The following is a 464-nucleotide window of genomic DNA, read 5'->3' on the forward strand; positions in this document are numbered from 1 at the left end:
AAGCAGTCAAACTTATGGAAGTCCTAGAATAGCAGAACAGTTAAAAAGAAAAGGATATAAAATATCCAAAAGGAAAGTTGCTAAATTGATGCTTCTTAATGGCTGGAGAAGTAAACTAAAGAAACGCTTTAAAGTGACTACATACTCTAATCATCGATATCCGGTATGCCGTAATCACCTCAATAGAAATTTTACACCAAAATCACTAAATGAGGTTTGGGTATCCGATATAACCTATATAAGAACAGCTGCCGGCTGGTTATATCTTACTACTATTATTGATTTATATGACAGGCAGGTTATAGGATGGTCATTAAGCACACGAATGTATACCGATCAAACGATTATTCCAGCTTGGAAAATGGCAGTATCAAAAAGAGAAATAACAGAACCTTTACTTTTTCATTCAGACAGAGGCATACAATATGCTTCGATAGAATTCAGAAAATTGATTAATAAAAATA

Annotated in this window: 1 protein-coding gene; it reads left to right on the plus strand. The window is 33.4% G+C overall.

Features of this window, described 5'->3' with window-relative positions:
- A partial coding sequence (locus J3495_RS19045) for an IS3 family transposase (protein ID WP_210668567.1) occupies positions 1-464 on the plus strand: 464 nt, incomplete at both ends.

Origin of the sequence: Flavobacterium geliluteum (assembly GCF_017948595.1) — a bacterium.
GTDB classification, from domain to species: domain Bacteria; phylum Bacteroidota; class Bacteroidia; order Flavobacteriales; family Flavobacteriaceae; genus Flavobacterium; species Flavobacterium flavipigmentatum.